Source organism: Streptomyces sp., from assembly GCF_035644915.1.
In the GTDB taxonomy this organism is placed as follows: domain Bacteria; phylum Actinomycetota; class Actinomycetes; order Streptomycetales; family Streptomycetaceae; genus Streptomyces.
Genome location: NZ_DASQNP010000226.1, coordinates 1 through 23,799 on the forward strand (window position 1 = coordinate 1; position 23,799 = coordinate 23,799).

The 23,799-nt window shown below is 71.4% G+C and carries 20 protein-coding genes and 2 tRNA genes; 12 read left to right on the forward strand and 10 right to left on the reverse strand.

Annotated elements, in window-relative coordinates; all coding sequences use genetic code 11:
- Nucleotide 1: 1 nt before the first annotated feature.
- Both VE546_RS24325 and VE546_RS24330 read right to left on the reverse strand, forming a co-directional pair.
- On the reverse strand, nt 2-418 hold the full coding sequence (locus VE546_RS24325) for a hypothetical protein (RefSeq protein WP_324925888.1): 417 nt from the start codon (nt 416-418) through the stop codon (nt 2-4).
- Nucleotides 419-501: 83 nt separating this feature from the next.
- Entirely contained in the window at nt 502-2,652 is a 2,151-nt protein-coding gene (locus VE546_RS24330) for a tetratricopeptide repeat protein (protein WP_324925891.1), read from the reverse strand.
- Nucleotides 2,653-3,067: 415 nt separating this feature from the next.
- Between VE546_RS24330 and VE546_RS24335 the strand changes: the two genes are divergently transcribed.
- Together VE546_RS24335 and VE546_RS24340 are read left to right on the forward strand one after the other, a co-directional pair.
- On the forward strand, nt 3,068-3,337 hold the full coding sequence (locus tag VE546_RS24335; protein ID WP_324925893.1) for a hypothetical protein: 270 nt from the start codon (nt 3,068-3,070) through the stop codon (nt 3,335-3,337).
- Nucleotides 3,330-3,965 (forward strand): DUF6879 family protein, encoded by a 636-nt coding sequence (locus VE546_RS24340; protein WP_324925895.1) that lies wholly within the window; start codon nt 3,330-3,332, stop codon nt 3,963-3,965. Before VE546_RS24335 ends, VE546_RS24340 begins: the two co-directional genes overlap by 8 nt.
- Nucleotides 3,966-4,032: 67 nt before the next feature.
- On the opposite strand, the gene VE546_RS24345 is transcribed toward VE546_RS24340, so the two are convergent.
- A complete protein-coding gene (locus VE546_RS24345; protein WP_324925897.1) occupies nt 4,033-4,710 on the reverse strand; it encodes a helix-turn-helix domain-containing protein in 678 nt (225 codons plus the stop codon).
- A 158-nt stretch (nt 4,711-4,868) separates the two neighbouring features.
- Here VE546_RS24345 and VE546_RS24350 point away from each other — a divergent pair, with 158 nt between their 5' ends.
- From VE546_RS24350 to VE546_RS24390, 9 genes are all read left to right on the forward strand, one after another.
- The gene (locus VE546_RS24350; protein ID WP_324925899.1) at nt 4,869-5,324 is read left to right on the forward strand and encodes an ATP-binding protein; all 456 of its coding nucleotides are present in this window, start codon (nt 4,869-4,871) and stop codon (nt 5,322-5,324) included.
- Nucleotides 5,325-5,764: 440 nt separating this feature from the next.
- Nucleotides 5,765-6,280 carry a hypothetical protein gene (locus tag VE546_RS24355; RefSeq protein WP_324925902.1) on the forward strand — a complete coding sequence of 172 codons (516 nt, stop codon included), beginning with the start codon at nt 5,765-5,767 and terminating at the stop codon, nt 6,278-6,280.
- Between the two features lie 663 nt (nt 6,281-6,943).
- On the forward strand, nt 6,944-7,618 hold the full coding sequence (locus VE546_RS24360; RefSeq protein ID WP_324925904.1) for a hypothetical protein: 675 nt from the start codon (nt 6,944-6,946) through the stop codon (nt 7,616-7,618).
- Nucleotides 7,619-7,711: 93 nt separating this feature from the next.
- Nucleotides 7,712-9,103, forward strand: coding sequence for a hypothetical protein (locus tag VE546_RS24365; protein ID WP_324925906.1), 1,392 nt, complete (start codon nt 7,712-7,714; stop codon nt 9,101-9,103).
- 73 nt (nt 9,104-9,176) lie between these two features.
- Nucleotides 9,177-9,248 (forward strand) — tRNA-Ser (locus VE546_RS24370).
- Between the two features lie 10 nt (nt 9,249-9,258).
- Nucleotides 9,259-9,334: transfer RNA gene (locus VE546_RS24375), tRNA-Glu, on the forward strand.
- A 445-nt stretch (nt 9,335-9,779) separates the two neighbouring features.
- Complete coding sequence (pnuC, locus tag VE546_RS24380) at nt 9,780-10,472, forward strand: nicotinamide riboside transporter PnuC (RefSeq protein ID WP_324925908.1); 693 nt, start codon at nt 9,780-9,782, stop codon at nt 10,470-10,472.
- Nucleotides 10,469-11,554 (forward strand): AAA family ATPase, encoded by a 1,086-nt coding sequence (locus VE546_RS24385; RefSeq protein WP_324925910.1) that lies wholly within the window; start codon nt 10,469-10,471, stop codon nt 11,552-11,554. The genes pnuC and VE546_RS24385 overlap by 4 nt, the downstream gene beginning before the upstream one ends.
- Nucleotides 11,555-11,603: 49 nt before the next feature.
- Complete coding sequence (locus tag VE546_RS24390) at nt 11,604-12,047, forward strand: NUDIX hydrolase (protein ID WP_324925912.1); 444 nt, start codon at nt 11,604-11,606, stop codon at nt 12,045-12,047.
- Nucleotides 12,048-12,084: 37 nt separating this feature from the next.
- Here the strand turns inward: VE546_RS24390 and VE546_RS24395 are convergent, their stop codons facing one another.
- Both VE546_RS24395 and mgrA read right to left on the reverse strand, forming a co-directional pair.
- A complete protein-coding gene (locus tag VE546_RS24395) occupies nt 12,085-12,843 on the reverse strand; it encodes a ThuA domain-containing protein (protein WP_324925914.1) in 759 nt (252 codons plus the stop codon).
- A gap of 84 nt (nt 12,844-12,927) precedes the next feature.
- On the reverse strand, nt 12,928-13,917 hold the full coding sequence (mgrA, locus tag VE546_RS24400) for an L-glyceraldehyde 3-phosphate reductase (RefSeq protein WP_324925916.1): 990 nt from the start codon (nt 13,915-13,917) through the stop codon (nt 12,928-12,930).
- 699 nt (nt 13,918-14,616) lie between these two features.
- On the opposite strand from mgrA, the gene VE546_RS24405 reads away from it, so the two are divergent.
- Nucleotides 14,617-15,771, forward strand: coding sequence for a cellulase family glycosylhydrolase (locus tag VE546_RS24405; protein ID WP_324925918.1), 1,155 nt, complete (start codon nt 14,617-14,619; stop codon nt 15,769-15,771).
- Nucleotides 15,772-15,892: 121 nt separating this feature from the next.
- On the opposite strand, the gene VE546_RS24410 is transcribed toward VE546_RS24405, so the two are convergent.
- From VE546_RS24410 to VE546_RS24430, 5 genes are all read right to left on the reverse strand, one after another.
- Complete coding sequence (locus VE546_RS24410) at nt 15,893-17,146, reverse strand: right-handed parallel beta-helix repeat-containing protein (protein WP_414720568.1); 1,254 nt, start codon at nt 17,144-17,146, stop codon at nt 15,893-15,895.
- A gap of 569 nt (nt 17,147-17,715) precedes the next feature.
- The gene (aroD, locus tag VE546_RS24415; protein ID WP_324925922.1) at nt 17,716-18,492 is read right to left on the reverse strand and encodes a type I 3-dehydroquinate dehydratase; all 777 of its coding nucleotides are present in this window, start codon (nt 18,490-18,492) and stop codon (nt 17,716-17,718) included.
- A 122-nt stretch (nt 18,493-18,614) separates the two neighbouring features.
- Complete coding sequence (locus VE546_RS24420; protein WP_324925924.1) at nt 18,615-19,199, reverse strand: DUF421 domain-containing protein; 585 nt, start codon at nt 19,197-19,199, stop codon at nt 18,615-18,617.
- A 472-nt stretch (nt 19,200-19,671) separates the two neighbouring features.
- Complete coding sequence (gene htpG / locus VE546_RS24425) at nt 19,672-21,600, reverse strand: molecular chaperone HtpG (protein ID WP_324925926.1); 1,929 nt, start codon at nt 21,598-21,600, stop codon at nt 19,672-19,674.
- A gap of 249 nt (nt 21,601-21,849) precedes the next feature.
- Nucleotides 21,850-23,685, reverse strand: a complete 1,836-nt coding sequence (locus VE546_RS24430) for a DUF262 domain-containing protein (RefSeq protein ID WP_324925928.1) — start codon at nt 23,683-23,685, stop codon at nt 21,850-21,852.
- Nucleotides 23,686-23,799 lie beyond the last annotated feature (114 nt).

Sequence of the window (23,799 nt, forward strand, 5' to 3'; positions counted from 1 at the left end):
CTCAGGCGTCGGTGATGTGCTGGTCGCGTCCGGCCATGTAGATCCGCGCGGAGTCACGGGCCTCGGCCCGCATGACGACCGCCTGGTTCCGGGCCCGCTCGTCCGGGGAGAGGGCAGGGGCCAGGTGCTCCTCCAGCAGCCGCCGCAGCCCGTCCGCCAGGGCCGGGTCCTCCTCCAGAAGCTGCTGCAAGCGCAGCCGCCAGGCTCCCGTCAGCGCCTGCTCGGTCTCCTGGTCCGCCTCCTGGCGGGCCGTCAGCACCCGGCCCCGCAGCGCCTCCAGCTCCGAGTCGACCTCCTCGGCCCGTTCGGGACGGTGGCGCCGCCACCAGGCCACCACCGCGTCCCGCACGTGCTGCCAGCCGTCGGTGGCCATCGCGCTCACCAGTGCCCCGCCCGCCGCCGCGACGATCGGATCCATCTCCGTCCCTCCCCTGTTCCGTGCCCTGTCCTGTGTCCCCGGCTCCGTCGGGTTCTTCCGCTCGCCGGCCTTCCGCCACTCCGTCACGAGGGGGCGGCGTCCCCGTCCGCTCTCCCGTCCCCCCTGAGTTCGCGCAGGAGTCCGCGGCTCGCGGCCGTGAAGGGATGGTCGGCTCCCAGAGCACGTTCGCGCCGGGCCACGACATCGGCCATGAGTTCGGCCCCCTCGTCCGGGTGGCCGAGGGCGGACCGGGTCCGGGCGAGGAGCTGCCTGGCCGAGAGCGCGATCGGGTAGTCGGGGCCGAAGCGGCGGTCGTACTCCTCGGTGACCAGCCGGATCTCCTCGTCGGCCGCTTCGATGCGGCCCAGCACGTACAGCGCCCAGGCGTGATTGTGCCGGGCGCCCAGCGTGACGGTGTGGTCCGGGCCGAGGTGCCTCGCGCACTCCTGCGGCAGGGAGAGCAGGGTGCCGTCGTCCTCGGTCGTGAGTTCGGAGGCGGAGAGGATCACCAGGAGGCTGGCGCGCGAGCGCAGGGTCAACGGGTGCGAGGGGCCCAGCACTGCGCGCCGGCCCGCCACGGTCCGCCGCAGGAGCGTCAGGGCCTCCTCACGTCTGCCGACGTTGCCGAGGACGAGCTGGAGGCCGTGGCAGGTGTCCAGGGTGTCCGGGTCGTCGGCGCCGAACAGCCGTTCCTGGACAGCTCGGACGCTGCGGAGCAGGGGTTCGGCCTCGGCGTACCTCCCCAGCCGGAAGAGTGCCCGTCCCTCTCTGGACCGCGCGGCCAGCACGAGCCGGTGCTCCGGTCCGAGGCGCGGTTCCGCGAGGACCGCCGCGGCGCGGACGGTCTCCCAGGCGGACGGGTAGTCCCCGGTGCGGTGCAGGGCGACGGACAGCCGCGTCGCGACGGACAGCGCATCGGCCGCCGCCGACGGGTCGTCCGCCACCCGCCGCAGCAGGGCGAGCGCGTGGGGGGCGAGCAGCCGTAACCGCGGCTCGTACGGCCCGGCGTCGGGGACCGTGGGGACGGCCGCGTCGAGCAGCCGGATCGCCGTCGCGTCGAGGACCGCGAGCCCTTCGCGGGGTGTGGCGGCGGCAACGCTGTCGAGCAGTACGCCGTGGCAGCGCACGCAGCGCACGCCGGCGTCGACCAGTTCGGTCAGCGAGTGGTCGAGGAGTGCTCTGAGCGCGGTCTCGATGCGGGCGCGGGGCAGGACGTCGCCGACTTCCGGGCTGTTCAGCACGGACAGGGGCAGCGGTTCGGGCGCCAGACGGGCCAGCAGCCTCAGCAGGGCCACGGCCTCGGGCAGCCCGTGGGCCTCGAACGAGTCGAGGCTCAGCTGCCACGTCCGGCCCACCAGGTGCCGGGGGTCCTCCTCGTCCAAGGCGTCAGCTCCCTGGTCTATGAGCTCCACTCGTTCGCCCTCGTCGAGACGGCGTCCGTAGACCTCCATCGACCAGGGATCGATCAGTTGGTGGGAGAGGAAGCCGCCCGCGAGCGTGAGCGCCAGCGGCAGCCGTCCCAGCCGGTCGGCGATCTCGGCCGCCTGCTCCATTGTGCCGCTCTGCGGGGCCAGGTCACAGAGCACGCGCGCGGCGTCCTCGCGCGGCAGCACCCCGATGTGCTGCAACTGCGCCCCCGGCCACCAGTGGGCGGCGGCCCGGCGGGTGGTGACCACGACGATGCCGCGGGGGCTGGTGCGCAGCCAGCTTCCGTCCCGGAGGATCGCGGGGTCGTCGGCGTTGTCGAGCACCAGCAGCCAGGGCTCGGCAGAGCGGTCGAGGTAGTCCCACACCAGGTCGGCGGCGGGGCGGAAGCCGTTGCGGACCGCCAGCAGCTCGCCGTCGCCGGCTCCTCGGTCGGCGGCGACGGCGAGCATGCCGGCACGCAGACTCGCGCGGTCGGACGCGTTGACCCACAGTCCGACCCGGCCGAACTCCTCGGTGGCGGTCCGGAAGAAGTCGTAGGCGACAGCCGTCTTGCCGCAGCCGCCCATGCCGTGGAGCACGTGGATGTCGCAGCCGCGGTCCGATGCCGCGCTCTCCCGCAGGCGTTCCAGGACCTCGGCCCGGTCGCGCAGGACCACCGGAGGCCGGCCGACCATCGGGCGGCGGACGGAGTCGGGGGTGTCCGAGACGGGCTCCCGGCCGGCGTGGTGATGGTGGTGGTGCTCGCTGATGTGCTGGTCGCCCGACGCCTGGTAGACACGGCCGCCGTCCTCGGCACGGCCGTCCATCGCGCCCCTCATCGCCCCACGGCCGACCGTCGTCGGGCGTTTGCCGTCATCGCGGTGACCGATGTTGCCTCCGCGCTGTGTGCGGGTGAAGAGACTTCCGGTTCCACAGTTCCCCAGCCTGGTTTTCCGGCGGCACCCGGTTGGACGTCAATGGTCCATATGGCTTAATTCCCGTCGCACGGACAGGTGATTCCTTTCTCGATCATTCGTTGATACACCAGTGCGGCGGAAGCGACAAGAGAGCCTGCCTGGAACAGCACACTGCGAAACTTACCGAACGCATATGCCACCCTTCCCCCATCTTGAGCAAGTCGACTCAAAAGAGGGTTTCCCGGGGCACTCCGAGCGCTACAGTTGTAACATTTCGGCCGATTCGAAAGGTCGACCGGCAGGGTCGGCCAGAGGGGGTGATGTTGTGGTCAGGCCATGGGAAGCCGACCCCGCAACGGGGTTCAGAAGGAGGCTGGGGAAGACACCCCAGGAGTTAGGGGTGACGACGGACAATCCCGACTGCCCCGACATCTGGGAACTGGACAACGGGGATATCGCCGTCATCGGGAGAGATCTCACGGAATCACTCGGAAAGCACCTTCCCACAGGGGTCTCGATCGGCGCCGACGAGCGCCTGGTGATAATCCCAAGGAGCATGATGATCGCGGCGAAGCCGGATATTCCCAATGTTTGACTCGTTCCCGGGAAACTCATCAGAACGCCTCGACCGGAAGGCGTACCACCAGGACTTCTACCGCGTCTTCGAGAGCGGGATCAGGCACCTGAGAAAGCTGGAGCGGGGCCAGCACTTCAAGGAGAAGGGCTTCGCGAGCTGGGAGGCCTTCGCCGCCGGGGAGTGGGAGGAGGCTCTCTCGCTCGTCGAGGAGAAACGCAAGCTCTACACCGAGCAGTTCCGGGACGCGGCCGACCGCGGCGTCCTGCAGCGCCGCCTCCGCGTCGTGGAATTCCCGGTGACCCCGTACGTGCAGTGGGAGTTCCACGTCCTCCGCCTGCGCGTGGAACTGGGCGACAACATCAGGGTGATCGACGCGCGGGCCATCTCCGACATCGAGGTGCACCGCCCCGTTCCCGAGGTCGTGATCCTCGGGGACCGGGTCATGTACGAGGTGCTCTACGACGACGGAAACGCGGCGGGAGCCAACCGGTTCACCGACCCGGAGCTGATCGCCGAGACGTCAGCCGGTTTCGACACCCTCTACGACCGCGCGGAGGACTTCCTCGGCTTCTTCGACCGGGAGATCTCCCCGCTTCCCCCGCCGCTGGTCGGCGACCGCGTCCCCGCCCATCACGGGCAACGCTGACCCGGTCCACCGCCCTCGCCGTGACGGCGTCGGGCCACACCGTCCTCGGACGGTGTGGCCCGACGCCTCATCGCCGGACGGTCCGCCGCAGCACGCCGGCACGGCTGCCTCGAACTCCTGCCGGCCGGCGGCCACGGGCGTCGGCCCTGGGGCGGCACCCACGGACATTGGCCAGGAAAAGCACGGAGACCGTGCTCGGTGTCCGCTTCCTCGCCGCCGAGTACGGCACCGGCCCCCGGCACGGCGGGCGGATCGACTCTCTCGGTAACGCGATCGGCGGTTCGCGCGTCAGCAGCTTCTGCCGCTCCAGCCGCGCCGCGATCCGCTGCGCGACCTCCTCCTCGGTGGGCGGCGGCGGGACGTTGAGCATCACCGCACGCGCGTACACCTCCGTCTGGAGCAGCCCCGGCACCACCCGGCACTCGTACGTGCACAGGCTCACCGCCGTCGCATCCAGTTGCGCCCACAGCCGGAACCACGCGGCCAGGCCCGGCTGCCGGGCGATGTACCGCGCCGCCGCCCGCGGTACGCCGAACGCCTCCAGGGCGTCCTCGGCCCGCTCGACGAAGTCGCCGGGCGGCAGGCGCCGGCCCTGCTCGACCGAGGCGACGAAGTGCGGCGAGTGGCACACCAGCGGTGCCAGTTCCTCCTGGGTGAGCGAGGCCCGCTCGCGGAAGACCTTGAGGACGGCCCCGAACACCTTGAGGCTGTCGGACGTCTCGGGCTCGTGGTTGCCGCTCGCCATGGGCGCCCCTCCCGTCGCAGCTTTCCAACGCGTCTCCCGTGCCCAACGAGCCGAGGGGCGGGGGGTGCTCGTACGGTGCGGGGCCCCGACTCGTACGGAGCGCCCCGGACGGGCCGCCGCCATGGCGCGGGCCGCGGCGGGGCCGACACGGTGCACGCATGACACCTCCAGCAGACGCCGTGGACACCGCCGGCACCGGACTGCCGCTGGCCGGGGACGAGTTCGCGGTGCGGTTCAGCTCCACCCACCGCGGCGCCCGTCTCGCCCGTCTCCTCGTCACCGAGCAGCTCAACGCCTGGGGCATCCCGTACGGCAGCGAACTCTCGGAGTCCGTCGCGCTGGTCGTGGCCGAACTCGCCACGAACGCGGTGACGCACGGACGCGTGCCGGGCCGGGACTTCGAGGTGCGACTGTCACGGGGCGGCGTCCTGCGCATCGAGGTGTCGGACGCGCGGGGCGAGCGGCTGCCGAGGATCGCCGCCCCTTCGGGGGAAGAGGAATCGGGGCGCGGTCTCCGGCTGGTCGCCGCCCTCGCCTCCGCCTGGGGCACCGTCCCGCGCCCGCCCTCGGGCAAGACGGTCTGGGCCGAGCTGCGGTTTGACCCCGCGCGGTAAGGGGTCGGTGCCAACAGTGGTAAACAGGACGGGTTTCTCCCAGGGCAGGGGGCTCGTAGCGCGGTCACGGATGGCTGGTTCCAGGTGACTCCGGCATGTGACGAGCGCATCAGTGAGATCGAGGCTCCGCCCCCCTTGGACAGCCGGAAGACCGATCCGGTTGAGCGAGACGGAATCCGTTCGAGGACACACCGTGACGGTTCCCGCCCTGACTGACGCTGCGTGACGCCGATTCGGCTGCACCGCTGACAGAACCAGGGAAAACAGGCCAAAAGAACTCACGTGCGAAATAGCATAATACCTCGCATAAGCGACCAAGGCGACTGGCGGGTTCGCTCCTTAAAAACCACGCCTATCTCAGACAAGCTGGAACGAACACAAAGTTGTCGCCTCCAAAGGCACCAACTTAATCGCGACACCACAAGAGGGCGAGAATCAGCATGAAATTCCGCAAGACCCTGAGCATGGCCGTTGCGGCCGTGGCACTGGTCGCCAGCCAACTGCTGGCCGGCAGCGCCGCAGCGGCTCCCTCGCCCGACAGCACCACCACACAGAACGGCACCAAGCTGACCGCCACCCAGGCGGCGCAGCTCCAGGAAAGGGTCGAGAACTACCTGGACAAGCACTCCGAGGCGCGCCGGATATCGGCGGACAAGCTCAGCATCCCGGGCGGCACCGTCACCCTCGCGGCCCCCGGCACGAACGTCGGCACCACGGCGATCAGCTGCTCCTCGGGATGGCTGTGCATCCAGGACGGCTACGGGGACCGCTACGACTACTACTACTGCGGCTACTACGACTTCTGGGGCCTCGGCGACGGGGTGTTCAACAACAACCAGAGCTCGGGGACCGTCGCCCGGTTCTACAACAACAACGGCACCCTCCGCTGGACGAACACCGCCAAGGACACCGGCACCGCCTCGTGGACGCCGGTGTACCACATCCGGCCTTGCTGACCTCCTAGAACCGCGCCACACCGCACGGCGGGCCCCGTCAGGCATTCGACGGGGCCCGCCCGCTGTCCTCCGGGGCACCGACGGCCGCTGTCCCGTCACCGCGATGGCACCGCCGCAGGAACCCTCCGGAGACGGCAGCCCGGAGTCCGCCGTCGACCACCGCACTTCTTCCGGCGACGCCGACGACCTCGGCCGGCGTATCGACGGAGGTGAACGGTTCGTCTCCGGCGTCCGGCCCACCGCCGGAGAGGACGAGGCGTCCGGTGGTTTTCCGATGGAGCCGTTCCCCGGCCCTCCCTACGGTGACCCGCGTCCCGACGGCTCTGCCAGGAGCGGGCCATGCGTGTGCCCTACCCCCGTACGCCGCATCTGCCGTGGTCGCCGGGGGCGTCGCCGGACGACGAGCCGCTGGCACGGACCCGGCCGGGCCTGGCCTGGTCCGTGCTGGCGGCGCGTACGGTGCGCGAGGCCGGGCACCGGCCCGCTACGCGATCGGCCTCGGCCGGACCCCGCCCGACAGATCGGTGGTCGCGGGGATCACCGAGAGGTGGGGCAGGGGGCTGCCCGGGACCGGGGTCGAGGTGGTGGAGTGCGGCGCGGTACCGACCCTGCGCTGAACAGCGGGAACCGGCGTCCGTCAGTGGCGTGCGCTTGGATGGACGCGTGACCGTCCACGACATCGCCCGGCAACTGCCCGGGATCTCCGTCCTCCGCGACCACTGCCGCGCCATGGCCATGGTGGAGGCCGTCCTGAACCCGGAGAGGGCCTTCCGCTACCACTCCTTCGACGCCCGCTGGTCCGGCACGGAGGAACTGGCCTCGATGGACAACGGCTCGGGCGACGAGTATTCGATCGTCTTCTCCACGGCCGGGGCGTACATACGCGGGTTCGACCACGAGTCGCCCATGAGCCCCTACGCCGAGCACGGCGGGCCGTGGCCGGGCGTGCTCGACGAGGTCCCGGCGGTCTTCCGGCCGTACGTCGAGGAGCCGGCGTTCTCGGACGAGGACGGAACGCCCTTCGTCACCGCCTGCCTGTGGCGGGAGACCGGGGACGGTGCCTGGCGGGCGGGGACGATCGCCTTCCCCGAGGACGCGGACGACCACGGCGACCCGGACGGCGCCGGGTACCTGTTCCAACTGCTGGTGGACCGCTCGCCGGAGGCGTTCCGGCGGTTCGCCGAGGACTACTACGAGACGCCGGTCGACCTGGAGGCCGTCCGGCACGTCTTCGCCCTGCGACCGCTGACCGGCGAGGTGGTCTCCGCGCTGAACCCCGAGGCCACCCTGACCGGCCTCGCCGACGACATCGCCGGGATCGGCTACCCACGGGAGTGACGGGCGTCCGGGCACCGGGCACCCGTGCCCCGGCCCGTTCCGGCCCGTTTAACCGCTGGCACCCGCCGCGCCGGGTGCGCCACGCTGAGCGCCATGTCCCACACGGTCCCGGACCACCCGGTCCTGCGAGAACTGCACGCGTCCCTCGGGCAGCGCAAGCGCCCCGAGGACGTCGCGCACCTGGTGCTGCGGCTGCTCGACGACGGCGAGCGGCCGCTCGACCGCCGCACCCGGCGCATGCTGGAGAAGGCGGCCCGCGGCTCGCTGCGCAACCTCTGGCACGGCTACACGTCGATGCTGGAGGACTTCGCGCGCCCCGTCGGCGCCCAGCGCCAACTGTCGCGGGCCGCCGAGCTGTTCCCCACGCTGCCCGCGCTGCCGGAGTCGGCCGGCGACGATCCCGAGCGGATCGAGGCCGCGATCCGGACCGCGGGTGAAGAGATCGCCAAGCGCTTCGGCGCCAGCGACTTCCTGCACGACCGGCTCAACCGGGCCGAGCGCGCGGCGGCGGGGCTCGGGGAGCTGTCCAAGCGGCAGTACAACAAGCGGTTCCGGCTGCTGCGCCGGCTGGAGGCCAAGCTGGCCCGGATCGTGGCCGAGCAGCGCAAGCGCGAGGTCACGATGATCGGCAGGAGCGGGCTCGCCTCGCGGCTGCCGTACGGGGAGTTCGCGGCGGACCGCGACACCGCGGCCTTCGTCGCCTACCTCACCGCGCGCGCCAACCTGCGCAGCGAGTTCACCATCTCCGGTCAGCAGCGCCCCTACGACGAGGTGGCGGACGCGCTCTTCCGGCGGCTGCGGGACGAGCCCGCCCGCACCAACTGGTTCGCGGTCGCCCACGTCCACCCGACCGCCGAGGTGCTCGGGCACCTGACGGACGAACAGCGGGGGCGGCTGCTGGGGTTCTGGTACCGCTTCCTGCTGGACGTCGCCGAGCTGCTGGAGACCGCGTGGCGGCGCCGGCCGCTGGACCGCACCACGATGATCGTGCGCCGCGGGGACGACTCGACGACCTGGAACCAGGCCGCCCGCGCCTGGACCACGGCACGCGCCAACTGGTTCGCGCTGCTGCACGCCATGGGCGCAGGGGAGGTCGTCGACCGGCTCTGTCCCGGCAAGGTGCTGCTGCTGGTGGCCGCCGACGTGGCCGCCTGGCACCGGCGGGCCGGCGGTGGGCTCCACCCGGACACCGGGGTGTGGGCCGAACTGCCGCTTCCGTGGCAGGTGTTGCGCGGCGAGGCCGACTGCCCGCGGTCGCTGGTGGAGGAGGTGTGCCGGCGCCACGGCGTCGACCCGGTGAAGAGCGGCTGGACGGAACCGCGCCGGAGCGTACGCCCCGTGCCGTTCCGCCCCACCCCCGAGCTGGTGCACGGCGTGGAGGTCGGCGACCCGCTGCTGGCCCGTGTCCTGCGGTCGGCCGGTTTCTTCTCCGGCAAGCCGCCGCGCCCCGCGGCCCGGGAGGTCGCGCCCGGCCTCGGCGGCTGACGGGCGGGGGCGGGGCTGGGCCGGGCACAATTCGATTGACCGGCAACGGCTCCGGCCGACAGGATCGGGCTGCGGCGAGGAAGCTCAGTGGTGGAGCGCCCGGCTCGAAACCGGGTGGACGCAGGTTCGAGCCCTGCCCTCGCCGAACGGCCGTACGGGCACCGGGAAGCTCAGCGGTGGAGCGGCCGGCTCTCATCCGGTTGGACGCAGGTTCGAGCCCTGCCCCGCCGCCCGTACGGCCTTCCGGCCGATCACCGCGGTACGTCCTCCTCCCGCGGCGGGTGTTCCCTCCCCGTGCGCGGTGCTCACCGCCGTCCCCGACCGGCGGCGGACGACCGGCGGCCCGTTCACCGAGGGGCCCGGCGATCTCGCGCGGTGCGCCGCCGCGGCCAGGGCCGTCACGGGACTCCATCCGGCCGGAGGACTGGTCTCCGGCTCCTGGACCGGCGGCCTCTCCGCAGGTTGTGGGTCCACGGCTCCGTCTCACGGTCCGGCTGCGGTGATGTGCGATCCGCGCGTCCGGGCGTCGTCGGCGAACATATCGGCGGAACACGGGCGCACCTCGCAGCGCGGGGAACGGCGCGGTGCGTGACCGGCCGTGCACCGTGCCGGCTTCCTCCTTGCCTCCGACCACCACCCTCGTTATCGTCATCCTGACATTTAAGGAGGTCGCCGCGTGCCCGACGTCGCGGACCTGCTCGCTCCCCTCCAGCAGCCCCTGTTCACCGTCCTGGACACCCCCGTCAGTTGGACGGAGGTGCTCGGCTTCGGCAGCGGGGCGCTGTGCGTGTGGCTCGTCGCCCGCCAGCACATCGCCAACTGGCCGATCGGCATCGCCAACAACCTGTTCTTCATCCTGCTGTTCACCGGCGCCGGCCTGTACGCGGACGCCGGGCTCCAGGTGGTCTACATCGCGCTGGCGGTGTACGGCTGGTGGGCGTGGGCCACCGGCGGCCCGGAGTCCGCCTCCGGCCGCCTGCCGGTCAGCCGTACCGGCGCCCGCACCTGGTGGGTGCTGGCGCTCGCCACCGCCGCCGCCACCGCGGCGCTGACCCTGCTGCTGGACCGGGCCACCGACTCCACCGTGCCCTTCTGGGACGCCCTGACCACCGCGCTGTCGCTGGCCGCCACCTACGGCCAGTGCCGCAAGAAGGTCGAGTGCTGGTACCTGTGGATCGCCGCCGACGTCGTCTACGTCCCCCTCTACGCCCACAAGGGCCTGTACCTGACCGCGCTGCTCTACGTGGGCTTCATGGCCCTGTGCGTGGTCGGGCTGCTGGGCTGGCGGCGCGAGCTGGCCGACCGCACAGGTCCGGCGGGTCCGGCGGGGCCGGCGGGCCCGGCGGCTGCGGCGGAGGCCATGGCGTGAGCGAGTTCGAACACGGCCTGGTGCTGGGCAAGTTCTATCCGCCGCACGCGGGCCACCACCACCTGATCCGCACCGCCGCCGCGCGCTGCCGTCGGCTCACCGTGCTGGTGTGCGCCTCCTCCGTGGAGTCGATACCGCTCGCCGACCGGGTGGCGTGGCTGCGGGAGGTGCACCCCGGGGAGGGCGTGGAGGTCGTCGGCACGGTCGACGACGTGCCCGTCGACTACTCCGATCCCGCCGTCTGGGACGCCCACATGGCGGTCTTCCGGGCCGCCGTCCCCGGGCCGGTCGACGCCGTCTTCACCTCCGAGGCGTACGGCGGGGAGCTCGGCCGCCGCTTCGGCGCGGCGGCGGTCACGGTGGATCCCGACCGCACCGCGTACCCCGTCTCGAGCACGGCCGTGCGCAAGGATCCCGTCGGCTGCTGGCCCCACCTCGCCGCCCCGGTGCGGGCGGCCCTGGCCCGCCGGGTGGTCGTGGTCGGCGCGGAGTCCACCGGGACCACCACCCTGGCCCGCGCCCTGGCCGGGCACTACCGCGCCCGCGGTGGGGTGTGGGAGGAGACCCGCTGGGTGCCCGAGTACGGGCGCCGCTACAGCGAGGAGAAGCACGCGCGGCTGCTGGCGGAGCGGCCCGGCGCCCCGTTCGCCGACGTCACCTGGGAGTCGGCCGAGTTCGAGCTGATCGCCGAGCGCCAGCTCGCCGAGGAGGAGGCCGCCGCGCGGGCCGGTTCGCCCGTGCTGTTCTGCGACACCGACGCCCTGGCCACCACCGTCTGGCACGAGCGCTACACCGGCCGTTGCAGCTCCCGGGTGGCGGCCGTCGCCGCCCGCGGCCGCCACCACCTGTGGCTGCTCACCGACCACACCGGCGTACCCTTCGAGGACGACGGGCTGCGCGACGGGGAGCACCTGCGCGCCTGGATGACCGACCGCTTCCGCGCCGAACTGACCCGCCGCGGCCTGCCCCACCTGGTCCTCACCGGACCCCACGAGCACCGGCTGCGCACCGCCGTGGCGGCCGTCGACGACCTGCTGGCCCGCGGCTGGCACTTCGCCGACCCGCTCCCGGAACGCGGCTGATGCCCCGGCCGCGGACGCCGGGGCGGGAGGGCTGCCAGAATCGGGCCCCATGGCACGGCAGAACGGAACGGCGTCCGCCCCGGGCGCCGGCGGGCGGGAGCCCCTGGAGGTGGTCGCCGCCGCGATCGTCCGGGAGGGACGCCTGCTGGTGGTGAGCAAGGAGGCGGCTCCGGACGTCTTCTACCTGCCCGGCGGCAAGCCCGACCCGGGCGAGGGCCCGCTGGAGACCCTGGTACGGGAGCTGGACGAGGAACTCGGCGTGGAACCCCTGGAGCCGCGCCTCCTGGCGTCCGTCGACTCGGTGGCCGCCCTGGAGGGCCTGCCCATGCGGCTGACGGTGTACGAGGCGCGCGTCGACGGGACGCCCCGGCCCGCGGCCGAGCTGGCGGACCTGCGGTGGATCTCCGGCCGCGAGGGCGGCATCCGGCTCTCCCCCGCCCTGCGCGACCACGTACTGCCGCTGCTGCGGCGGCGCGGCACGCTCCCCGCGTGAGGGCCGGCGGCGGCACCCGTCCGGTCCGCCGCCGGTGTCACTGCTCGTACCAGCCCATCTCGCGGGGCTCCGACGTCCAGGGCACCCTGGGTACGGCCCTGGGCGCGGCGGCGCCCGTACCGCCGCCGGGGACCGAACCGGCGGCCCAGAAGGCCGCGTTGGCCAGGACGGTGCGGACGTCCTGGCGGCGGTAGACCGGGTACTCCTCGTGTCCGGGGCTGAAGTAGAAGATCCGGCCGAGCCCGCGCCGGTAGGTGATGCCGCTGCGGAAGACCTCGCCGCCGGCGAAGCTGGAGAGGAAGACCAGCTCGTCGGGGGCGGGGATGTCGAACGGCTCGGCGTACATCTCCTGTTCGGGGATGACCATCGGCTGCGGAACCCCGGCGGCGATGGGGTGCGTCACGTCGACCGTCCACACCACCTCGCGGTCGCCGTGGCGCCACCCCGAGATCCGTCCGCTGGTGCCCAGCAGGGCGCGGAAGACCTTCGACTCGGCGCTGGAGTGCAGCAGGACCAGCCCCATGCCCTCCAGCACCCGGTCACGCACCCGCTCCACGACCGCGTCCCGCACTTCGGCGTGCCGCTTGTGCCCCCACCAGAAGAGCACGTCGGTCCCGTCCAGCACCGTGCCGCCGAGCCCGTGCTCCTCCTGGTCCATGGTGGCCGTCCGCACCCGCAGGCCGTCGTGGGGGACGAGGCCGTCGGCGATGGCGTTGTGCATGCCCTCGGGGTAGGCGGCCCCCGCTTCCGCGTCGTCCGGCCCGCACTCGGTCCAGACCGTCACGGCGATGCTCACGCCGCGCTCCTTTCCTCAGCCCGCCGGACGCCTGCCGCGCACCTGCCGGATGCCTGCCGGGAGGCCCGCCGGGAACGTCCCGGGCTACCCGAGGTGGCCCTCGATCTCGGCGAGTTCACCGTCGGTGAAGTCGAGGTTGCCGACGGCGGCGACGTTGTCCTCCAGTTGCTTCACGCTGCTGGCCCCGATGAGCGCGGAGGTCACCCGTCCGCCGCGCAGCACCCAGGCGAGCGCCATCTGCGCCAGGGACTGGCCGCGCCGCTGGGCGACGGCGTTCAGGGCGCGGACCTTCCCCAGCGTCTCCTCGGTGATGCCCTGGGCGGTCAGGAACGGGCTGGCGCCCGCGGCCCGGGAGTCGGCGGGGATGCCGGACAGGTAGCGGTCGGTCAGCAGGCCCTGGGCCAGCGGGGAGTAGGCGATCGAGCCCGCGCCGGCCTCCTCCAGGACGTCGAGCAGGCCGTCCTCCACCCAGCGGTTGAACATCGAGTACGACGGCTGGTGGATCAGCAGCGGGGTGCCGAGGTCGGCCAGGATGCGGGCCGCCTCGCGGGTCTGCTCGGGGCTGTAGTTGGAGACGCCGACGTACAGGGCCTTGCCCTGCTGGACCGCCGAGTGGAGGGCGCCCATGGTCTCCTCCAGGGGCGTGTCGGGGTCGGGGCGGTGGGAGTAGAAGATGTCCACGTACTCCAGGCCCATCCGGCCCAGGCTCTGGTCGAGGCTGGCCAGCAGGTACTTCCGCGAGCCCCACTCGCCGTACGGGCCGGGCCACATGAGGTGGCCGGCCTTGGTGGAGACGATGATCTCGTCGCGGTACGGGCGGAGGTCCCGGGCGAAGTTCCGGCCGAAGTTGGTCTCGGCCGCGCCGGGCGGCGGGCCGTAGTTGTTGGCCAGGTCGAAGTGCGTGATCCCCAGGTCGAACGCGCGGCGCAGGATCGCCCGCTGGGTCTCCAGCGGCTTGTCGTCGCCGAAGTTGTGCCACAGGCCCAGCGAGATCGCCGGGAGCTTCAGTCCACTGCGGCCGACACGGCGGTAGGGCATGGCGTCGTATCGCGTGTCCGCGGCGGTGTAGGTCATGGTGCTCCTCAACAAGGGGACAGAGCAGGGGAAATGGGCCGGTGGTTCGGCGATTGCAACGTTACACCTCGCCTCGTTCCGGCACCCGCGTCCGGGTGCCGGCGGGACCCGTGGCGCCGCACGGCGGGCCGGAGGGCTCCGGAGGGAACTTCCCTTCCCGGGCTTCCGGGGCGTTCGCGGCGCGCGGTCGCCGGAGGGTGCCGGCACCCGTCCGGGCAGTGTGCCCGCCGGATGGTCGCCGCCGCATCCGGATTATGTCCGTCCGCCTCCCGGGCGGCCGGGGCGCGGCGGCGCCCTCCGGCGTCGAGGACCGGAACACGGATGACGCACGCCCCTATTGACATGACCGGAACGATCGGGCCTCATGTGGGAACGGTGCCTCCGCCGCGTCCGGAACGGCGGTGCCACCACCGGACGGCCGAGGAGGGACGACGCGGTGCGACGGCTTCCCCGGTTTCCCGCGCGCCCACACCCCGGCCGTACGCACGATCAGACAACGTTGTCAGCCATGACAACGATGTCTTGCTCCATGCGGCCGCCGGACACCCCGCGGCCGCCGTCTCCCGGAACTGCTCACCCCCCTGGCCCGCGGTCCGGAAACGGCCCGGGCATCCCGGGACCCTCCCCACGGGTGCTCCCCCGGGACAGGGCACTTCTACGAGGAGAGGACAGACCATGGAACAGACCAGGGCACGACGCATGGCACGACGATCGAGAAGCTCCGTCCTGACGGCCGTGGCCGCGGCGTTAGCGGGCCTGGCCGGCCTGCTGCTGCCGGTGTTAGGGCCGGCCGGTGAGGCGGAGGCCGCCACCGGGATCCGCGTCAGCAACGGGCGCGTGGTCGAGGCCAACGGCAACGACTTCGTGATGCGCGGCGTCAACCACGCCCACGCCTGGTACACCGGCCGGACCGGCTCCATCGCCGACATCAAGGCCAAGGGCGCCAACACCGTCCGCGTGGTGCTCGCCAGCGGCCAGCGGTGGACGAGGACCAGCGCCTCCGAGGTCTCCGGCATCGTCAACCTGTGCAAGCAGAACCGGCTGATCTGCGTCCTGGAGGTGCACGACACCACCGGCTACGGCGAGCAGAGCGGCGCCGCCACGCTCTCCCAGGCCGCCGACTACTGGATCGGCGTCAAGAGCGCGCTGGCCGGCCAGGAGAACTACGTCGTCATCAACATCGGCAACGAGCCGTTCGGCAACACCGGCTACGACCGCTGGGCGTCCGAGACCAGTGCCGCGATCCGGAAGCTGCGCGACGCCGGCTTCGACCACGCGCTGATGGTGGACGCGCCCAACTGGGGCCAGGACTGGTCGAACACCATGCGCAACAGCGCCTCGACGGTGTTCAACTCCGACCCCGACCGCAACACGATCTTCTCCGTCCACATGTACGGGGTCTACGACACCGCCGCCGAGGTGCAGTCCTACCTGAACCACTTCGTGAGCAACCGGCTGCCGATCGTGGTGGGCGAGTTCGGTCACAACCACAGCGACGGCAACCCGGACGAGGACGCGATCATGTCGACCGCGCAGTCGCTGCGGATCGGCTACCTGGGCTGGCCCTGGAGCGGCAACAGCAGTGACGTCGGGTACCTGGACATGGTCAACAACTTCAACGCCAACTCCCTGACCTCCTGGGGCACCCGCATCTTCAACGGCGCCAACGGCATCGCCTCCACCTCCCGCGAGGCGACCGTCTACCGCGGCGGCGGCGGCAGCGGTACCGGCACCGCGCCCAACGGCTACCCGTACTGCGCGGGCGGCGGCTCCTCCGATCCCGACGGCGACGGATGGGGCTGGGAGAACAACCGGTCCTGCGTCGTGCCGGGCGGTCCGGCCGACCGTCCCTGACGCCCTCCGCGGCCCCCGCCGGACGGCGGAGGCCGTACGGCGGACGCGCGCGGTGTCCTCCCGCCCGGGACCGGACGGGAGGACACCGCGCGGCCCTTCGCGCCGCCGCCCCTCGCGCCGCTCAGCAGGTGCTGCGGCTGGTGTTGTTGAGGGTGAGGTTGCGGTAGGTGATGTTCGTGCCGCAGGGGCTCTCGCGCAGCGAGGTGTTGGTCAGCGTCAGGTTCTGCAGGGTGATGTCGCGGTTGCCCGGGAACTCGCTGCGGGCGGCCAGCCGGACCTCGCCGCCGCCGCTGACCGTGCCGCTCTGGCCGGCGATGGTCACGTTGTAGCAGTTCTCGATCAGGATGGCGTTGTTGCCGGTGTTCGTCAGCGTCACCCGGTCGATGACCGCGCCGCCGCTCTCGGAGACGCAGAACACCCCGCGCCCGCCGCCGCGCGCGATCACCTCGCCGACGCGGATGTTGGTCGGGTAGCCGTCGCCGACGCGGCCGTTGCGGTTGGCCATCCGGAACGCCGCGTACCCGGTGCCGGTGCCGGTGTTCTCGGCGTCGACCCGGGTGACGGTGGCGTTGACGGTGTCGTTCAGCAGCAGCCCGGAGTAGCCGACGTTGCGGGTGGTGACCGTGCCGACGGTCAGGCCGTCCACCCCGTAGGTCTCCACGCCCTGGTTGGTGGCCCCGGAGATGTAGACGTTGTCGATCCGGATGTTGCGCGAACGCACCGAGCGGTCGGCGTGGTTGTCGATCCGGATGCCCAGGCCGCCCGACAGCCGCATGTCGATCTGGCCCAGCACCACGTTGCTGACGTTGCGCATGAAGATCCCGTACAGCGGGCTGCCGGTCAGCGTCAGGTGCCCCACCTCGACGTTGGAGACCCCGCGGGCGTAGATCGGCGCCTGGTCGCCGGAACCGGAGCCGGTCACGTCGATGGTGCCGCAGACGTCGATCGCGGTGTTGCTCGGCAGCGACACCCTGGTCCCGGCGCTGATCGATCCCGAACCGCGCACCACGACGCGCTCCTTGGCGGTGCGGTTGGGCGTCAGGCTGTTCACCGCCGCCTGCATCGCGTCGCGCATGCTGCCGCCGGTGTAGACGGTGCTGCCGCCCCGGCGCGCGGTCCAGGTGTCGCCGCTCCGCACCGCCTCCGCCTGGTACGAGCCGTCACCGCAGGCCAGCGCCGCCCCGGTGGCGTTCGACGCCGTCCGGGCGGGGGCCCGGTACGACTGCTCCGACTGTCCCGACCGCTCCGGCCGCGTCTGGGGCTCCGCGGCCCCGGCCGGGTCCGGCGCCGCTGTGAACACGGCCGCCGATAACAGGCCGGCCGTGACGGCGCCGAGCACACGGTGTCCGATGGGCCTCGCGGCTCTGCTTCCCATCCTTCGACTCCTTCGTGGGGGTGTGGGGGTGCGCGCCTGCCGCGCGCCGTCCCGGGCCGCATGGTCCGGCCGGGCGGACCCGCCCCGCCACGGCCGTTCCCGGCCGGATCGGAGAAGAACAGAAGAACACAGAGCGGCACAAAACGGCACAGAACGCAAAGGAGCGCGGCAAGCGCTTTCTCAAGCGCCGCCGAGTATTGCAACGTTTCATTCGAAGGGTCAAGAAGTGGAATTGAGGCGGAATCGGCCCCACTGCGGCCGCCTCCCGCCCCCGTTCCGCGCGATTCCGTTTTCCGCCTCCGCGACCAGCGGTTTCCCCTTCGCCCCGCCCTCCGTCCTCCCCCGGAAAACTCCTCGGAATTCCCCGGCGACCGAACAGGCCGCCGACGGCGTGAGTCCGTTCACGCGGAATCCCTTTCCGAATTCCGGTCAGCCTGCGGACCGGGCGGTACGGCGGCCCTGTCCGGTCGCCCCCCAAAGGCCCGGCCGCCCTCGCCGTCGCCGCCGATGTGCCACCGGTGTCCCCGGTGCGCCGACCAAGAGGCCGCCGGCCGCGGGCGCCCCGGGCTTCACACCGCCCGGTCCAGCACCTCCAGCACCGTGCGCAGCTCCGTCACGTCGATCTGGCCCGGCGCGGAGGCCGTGCCGACCATGCCGAACGTCGCCGCGGACCCGAAGACCCGGCCCGCCAGCCGCGAGACCAGCCCCAGCCCGCCCATCGCCATCGTGATCAGGGGCCGGTCGGCGTACTCCTCGTGCATGGTGCGCGTGGCGTCCAGGAGGGTCAGCACGTCGGCGGCCGAGCGGGGCATCACGGCGATCTTGCAGATGTCGGCGCCCAGTTCCTGCATCTCCCGCAGGCGCGCGACGATCTCGTCCTTCTCCGGGGTCCCGGAGAAGTCGTGGTTGGAGGCGATCACGGGCACCCCGTGCCCGTGCGCGGCCTCGACGATCCGCCGCACCACCCCGGACGCGCGCCGGTACTCCACGTCCACCAGGTCCGCGTGCCCGGAACGGATGACGGCGGTGTTGAGCTCGCCGTACGCCTCGTCGTCGATCTCCGCCTGTCCGCCCTCGGCCCGGGTGCGGCAGGTGAACAGCAGGGGGATGCCCGCCAGCCGGCCGGTCAGTTCCCGTGCGGTGGCCGTGACGGCGGCGGTGTCGGAGAGGGGGGCGAAGTGGTCGGCGCGCCATTCGGCCAGGTCGGGGCGGACGTCGAGGAGGGCGTCCACCTGGCTCCGGAGCTGTTCGGGGGAGCTGCCGGTGAGCGGTGCGATGACCTTGGGGCTCCCCTCCCCGATCGTCACCCCGCGCACCGTGACGGTCCTGATCGCCTTGCCGGCCATGCCTCTCCTTCGCCTCGTGCGCATCCCGCGCCCGCACCCGCCGGACGGGCCGGCGAAGGACGCGGCTCCTGGGGGTACATCATCGCGCCCGGAGGCGTACGGTGCCGCCGCGTACGGCTCCCTCAGCGCCCGCCGCTCCCGGTGCCGGAGGCGCCGGACCGCAGCAGGTCCTCGATCGCGGCGAGCCGCCGCTCCAGACGGTCGATGTCGGCCCGAGTCGCCTTCGCCTCCTCCGGTTTGGGCACGATGACGAGCCGGCCGTCGGGCTCCAGCCGCCCCAGGGCGACGCCGCCGATCCCGCCGCCGGTCTGGAGGCGGACCGCGTGCTCCAGCTCCGCGCGCCGCAGCACCAGGTGCCTGGCCGCCTTCTCCACCACCCGGCCGTCCCTGATGACGGTGGTCGGGGTGCCCTCCAGCAGGCGGGCGAGGTGATCGTCGGCGACCAGCCAGCGGTTCAGCGCGGCGTTGACCGCGATCAGGGTGACCGCGCCGATCATCCCGCCCAGCAGGCTGTCGTCGTCGCCGATGACGGCGTTCTGGACGACGTTGGACAGCAGGAAGATCACGACGAAGTCGAAGGTGTTCAGATTCGCCAGGCCCCGCTTCCCGGTGAACCGGAAGAGCGCCACGATGGTCAGGTAGACGACCACCGTGCGCACCACCTTGTCCAGGACCGGGATCCCCATCGTCGTCAAGTCGTCCCACATGGCACCCTCTCCCGGACGGAACACACCACACGCCGCATACCGGACGCCGGAAATCTACCGGCGGCGTCCCCCGGGACCAGGTGACGCCGCCGGTCGTGACGGGAATCCGGGTTCCAGGGACCGCCCCCCCCGGGCGCGGCAGGAGGGCCAGGACACGGGAGCGATCACGGTGGGGCCCGGTGAACCGGGGCGGATCGGGGTGGACGAGGCGCTCGCCCGAGTCCCCGTCGGGGAGGGCTGCGGCGAGCCGCCGCCGGGCCGGGCCGACAGGGACCGGCTGGAGGGGATCGTCACCCCGCGGGTTCCCACGGGGGGACTTCGCCCGACTCCCCGCACAACGGCCCGGACGGCGTCGGGACCGCTGCCTGTCTGCACGCCTGCCCCGCGCCCCGGCACCGGACCGGGGCGCGGGGCAGGCGGCCGGGGCGGACCGGGCCGTACCGCCCCGCCCCGGCCGCGGCGCTCAAGGCCGTTACAGGGTGCGCTCCAGGCGTTCGGCGAGGAGCCTGGTGAAACGGGCCGGGTCGTCGGGGCGGCCGCCCTCCGCGAGGAGCGCCATCCCGTAGACGATCTCGGCCATGCCCGGCAGCCCCGGGTCGGACGCGTCGGCGGCATGGGCCTTGCGCAGGCCGGCGATCAGCGGGTGGCCGGGGTTGAGTTCGAGGATGCGCTTGCTCTCGGGCATCTCCTGACCCATGGCGCGGAGCATGTTCCGCAGGCCGGGCGTCACGTCGTCGGTGTCCGAGACGACGCAGGCCGGCGAGGTGGTGAGGCGGGAGGACAGCCGCACCTCCTTCACCTCGTCGCCGAGCTGCTTGCCCAGCCACTCCAGCAGGTCGCCGTACTCCTGCTGCTTCTGCTCCCGTTCCGCCTTGGCCTGCTCCTTCTCCTCCTCGGTGCCGAGTTCGGCCTCTCCCTTGGCGATGGAGCGCAGCTTCTTGCCCTGGAAGTCGGGCACCGCGTCGACCCACAGCTCGTCCACCGGGTCGGTCAGGACGAGCACCTCAAGGCCCTTGTCCCGGTAGGCCTCCATGTGCGGCGAGTTCTCGACGGCGGCGCGGGAGGGGCCGGTCATGTAGTAGATGTGCTCCTGCCCCTCCTTCATGCGCTCGACGTACTCCTGGAGGGTCGCCGTCTTCTCCGCGTCGTGGGTGGTGGCGAACGAGCAGGCCGCGAGGATCGCGTCGCGGTTCTCGAAGTCGTTGAGCAGCCCCTCCTTGACGACCGCCCCGAACTCCCGCCAGAACGCCGTGTACTTCTCCGGCTGCTTGACCCTCATCTCCTTGATGGTGGACAGCACCTTCTTCGCCAGCCGCCGGCGCATCATCTGGATGTGCCGGTCCTGCTGGAGGATCTCGCGGGAGATGTTGAGCGACAGGTCCTGGGCGTCGACGACACCCTTGACGAAGCGCAGGTACGTCGGGACCAGCTCCTCGCAGTCCTCCATGATCAGCACGCGCTTCACATAGAGCTGCACACCGCGCTTGCCCGACGCGAACAGGTCGCGCGGCGGCTGCGCGGGGAGGAAGAGCAGCGCCTGGTACTCGAAGGTGCCCTCCGCGTGGATGCGGATGGTCTCCAGCGGGTCGGTCCAGTCGTGGCTGATGTGCTTGTACAGCTCGTGGTACTCCTCGTCGGAGACCTCGTTCCTGGGCCGCGCCCACAGGGCCTGCCGGGAGTTGATCGTCTCCGGCTCGGACTTCTCGCCGTCCTTCCCGTCCTCGTCCTTCTTCTCACCGGTCGCCGTGATCAGCCTGATCGGCCAGGTGATGAAGTCCGAGTAGCGCTTGACGATCTCCTTGATCTTCCAGGGAGAGGTGTAGTCGAAGAGCTGGTTGTCGTTGTCCACCGGCTTGAGCCGCAGGGTGACCGACGTGCCCTGCGGCGCGTCCTCCACCGTCTCGACGGTGTACGTGCCCTCGCCGGTGGACGTCCAGCGGGTGCCCGTGCTCTCCCCGGCGCGGCGGGTCAGCAGCGTGACCTCGTCGGCCACCATGAAGGCCGAGTAGAAGCCGACGCCGAACTGTCCGATGAGCCCTTCCGCGGCGGCGGCGTTGTCGCTCTTCTGGGCCTCCTTGAGCTTCCGGAGGAACTCCGCGGTGCCGGACTTGGCGATCGTCCCGATGAGCCCCACGACCTCGTCGCGCGACATGCCGATGCCGTTGTCGCGCACGGTCAGGGTGCGGGCGTCCTTGTCCGCCTCGATCTCGATGTGCAGGTCGGAGACGTCGGCGCCCAGCGTGTCGTCGCGCAGCGCCTCGATGCGCAGCTTGTCGAGCGCGTCGGAGGCGTTGGAGACGAGTTCGCGCAGGAACACGTCCTTGTTCGAGTAGATCGAGTGGACCATCATCTGGAGGAGCTGGCGCGCCTCCACCTGGAACTCGAACGTCTCGGCCGTCATGGTCGTGTCTTCCCCACCAAGTCCTTCCGTCGCCGGAGGGCCGGGGCGCCGCCGGGCGGCGCGGGCCTTCCGAGCGTGCCTTTTACGCTGATGGTATGCGGTACGGGCGTTCGGTCCGCGCGCGCCCGGTGGATCCGCGACGGCCCCCGATGCCCGCACCGGGCGGACGCCGGGTTCAAAACCGGCCGCATTCCCTGCGTCCCGCACCGGGTCCGTGGGAGCCCGGGCGGGGTGCAGGGCTGCGGCTGGTCATTCGTCGCCGATATCCTCGGCGAGGAGCTCGCCGGCGGACGGCCAGATCCGCAGCGCGAGGTTGGCGAGGTAGGTCCCCCGCCGGATGATGCGGGTCTCATCCCAGGTGCGCCCCCAGTCCTCCAGCTCGGCGCCAGGCGGAGGATTGAGCAGAGTGCCGTGGGTGAGACGGAGCAGACTGTGCTCACCAAGCCACTGCCGCTTCTCGTGCCATCCCATATTGCCGATGGCCGGGTTGAGTTTCGCGGTCGCCAGAGTGAGGTTGCCGAGCGTGTGGACGATCTCGTCCCGAGCGGCGGCCGCGTCAGGGGCGTCACTGCTGATCGGCCAGTTCTCCTGCCAGCTCTGCGGCATGACGTGCTCGATGGTGAGCTTGGACCCGATGTTCTCCCCGACGGGAACGGTGAGCTGCTCGGTCAGCGGCGTGCGCAGGGCGTCCTCCAGCGCCTCGAGGAGGATGCGCACCCGGTGACGGTAGAGACGCTGGTAGATGGGGTCGTTGACGAGCGCGTTCCGGAACTCCTCATCGGTTGGCCATTGACGGTGTTGTCCCTGCATGGCCGCCAGTGTCTTGAGAATCGCCTCGTCAGCCTGGTCAGGCTGCTTGATCGCGGCGCCGACGAGATCCCGGAAGACGTGGTTGTAATCCCTGTTGCTGAGGTTGAGGATGGAACGTCGTACGAGATAGCTGTCGATACCCCGGATCGCCCGTACGCGCCGCTGCTCGGACAGCCGTTCCCCCATCCCGTACAGGCACAGGAGTAGAGGCATCGGCGTGGACAGCTGCATGACCTTCATCCGGTACAGGAAACGGCCTTCCGCTCCGTCCGGCGCACGGTTCTCCAGACCGTCGTAGATCTCCGCGTAGCGGGAGAGTTCCGTGAAGATCTCTTCGACGGAAACCTGCTGTCCGCGCTGCCAGCGCTCGAACTCCTTGAACAGAGCGGGGAAGGTGAAGTCCCGCTGGGTTCGCATGGTGAGCCAGTGGGTCAGGAAGACATCGAGCCGACTGCGCGTGATACGCCCGGTGGTCTGGTCGACTCGCCATTCGTCCTGGTCGAAGGGCTCCCAGTAGGTGCTGTACAGACGGCCGGTGTCCATTCCGGCGTGCTCGGCTTCACGGAACAGCAGGTTTTTCACCAAGTCCGCGTGTTCGAGCGGGGTGCCGCGGCTGTTGAGGGTTTCGAAGACCATCTGGGCGTCATCGTGTTCCTCCAGATCGATGATGACCAGCCTCAAATGCTCTCGGAGGGTCTGGACCAGGCTGCCGAGCCTCTGCTTGGGGTCCTCGCTGTCCTCCAACCAGTCGTTGACAACGCGTTGAAAGTAGGTGACCGCCTCGGACAGACGTCCCTTGCCGTCCTCTCCGCTCATCACGGAGCGGAACTCGTCCCGGTCGGCGTTGGTCGGCCAGACCTTGAAGCGGTGATCCGGGTTGCGCGCGGTGTCGTACAGGTCCGGGTCGTTCTCCAGGAACCTGCTGAGCAAGCGCACGGAGCGGTCATCCCCGGCTTTCTGGGCAGACTGGCGTGCGGCGAACAGGAACAGTTGCAGGGTGGTGAGCCGCTGCTGGCCGTCGATGACCTGCCGGGCCTCCAGGTCCGAAGAGGCGTAACGCGCCTCGTCGAAGACCACTGCACCCAGGAAGTGCGGAAAGACGGTGTCACCGGTCTCCGCCGCTCTCTCGGCCTGCTCGGCGGTGCGGCGAATGTCCTCCCAGAAAGCGGTCCAGTTGTCGTCTCTGTTCCACACGTACGGCCTCTGGAAGAGGGGCACCATGTATCGGATATCCCTGCCGAAGATCCGCTTCAGGTCGACCGTGTCGGCACGCACTCAGGCTCCTTCCATTGGTATGACCTGGATCACGGTACCGACCTTCGCGCGGCATTGTAGGGGGATCGTCCCGATCAAGCCGGGGAGTGAACCTGCGTTGTCGGCCGGTGGTTC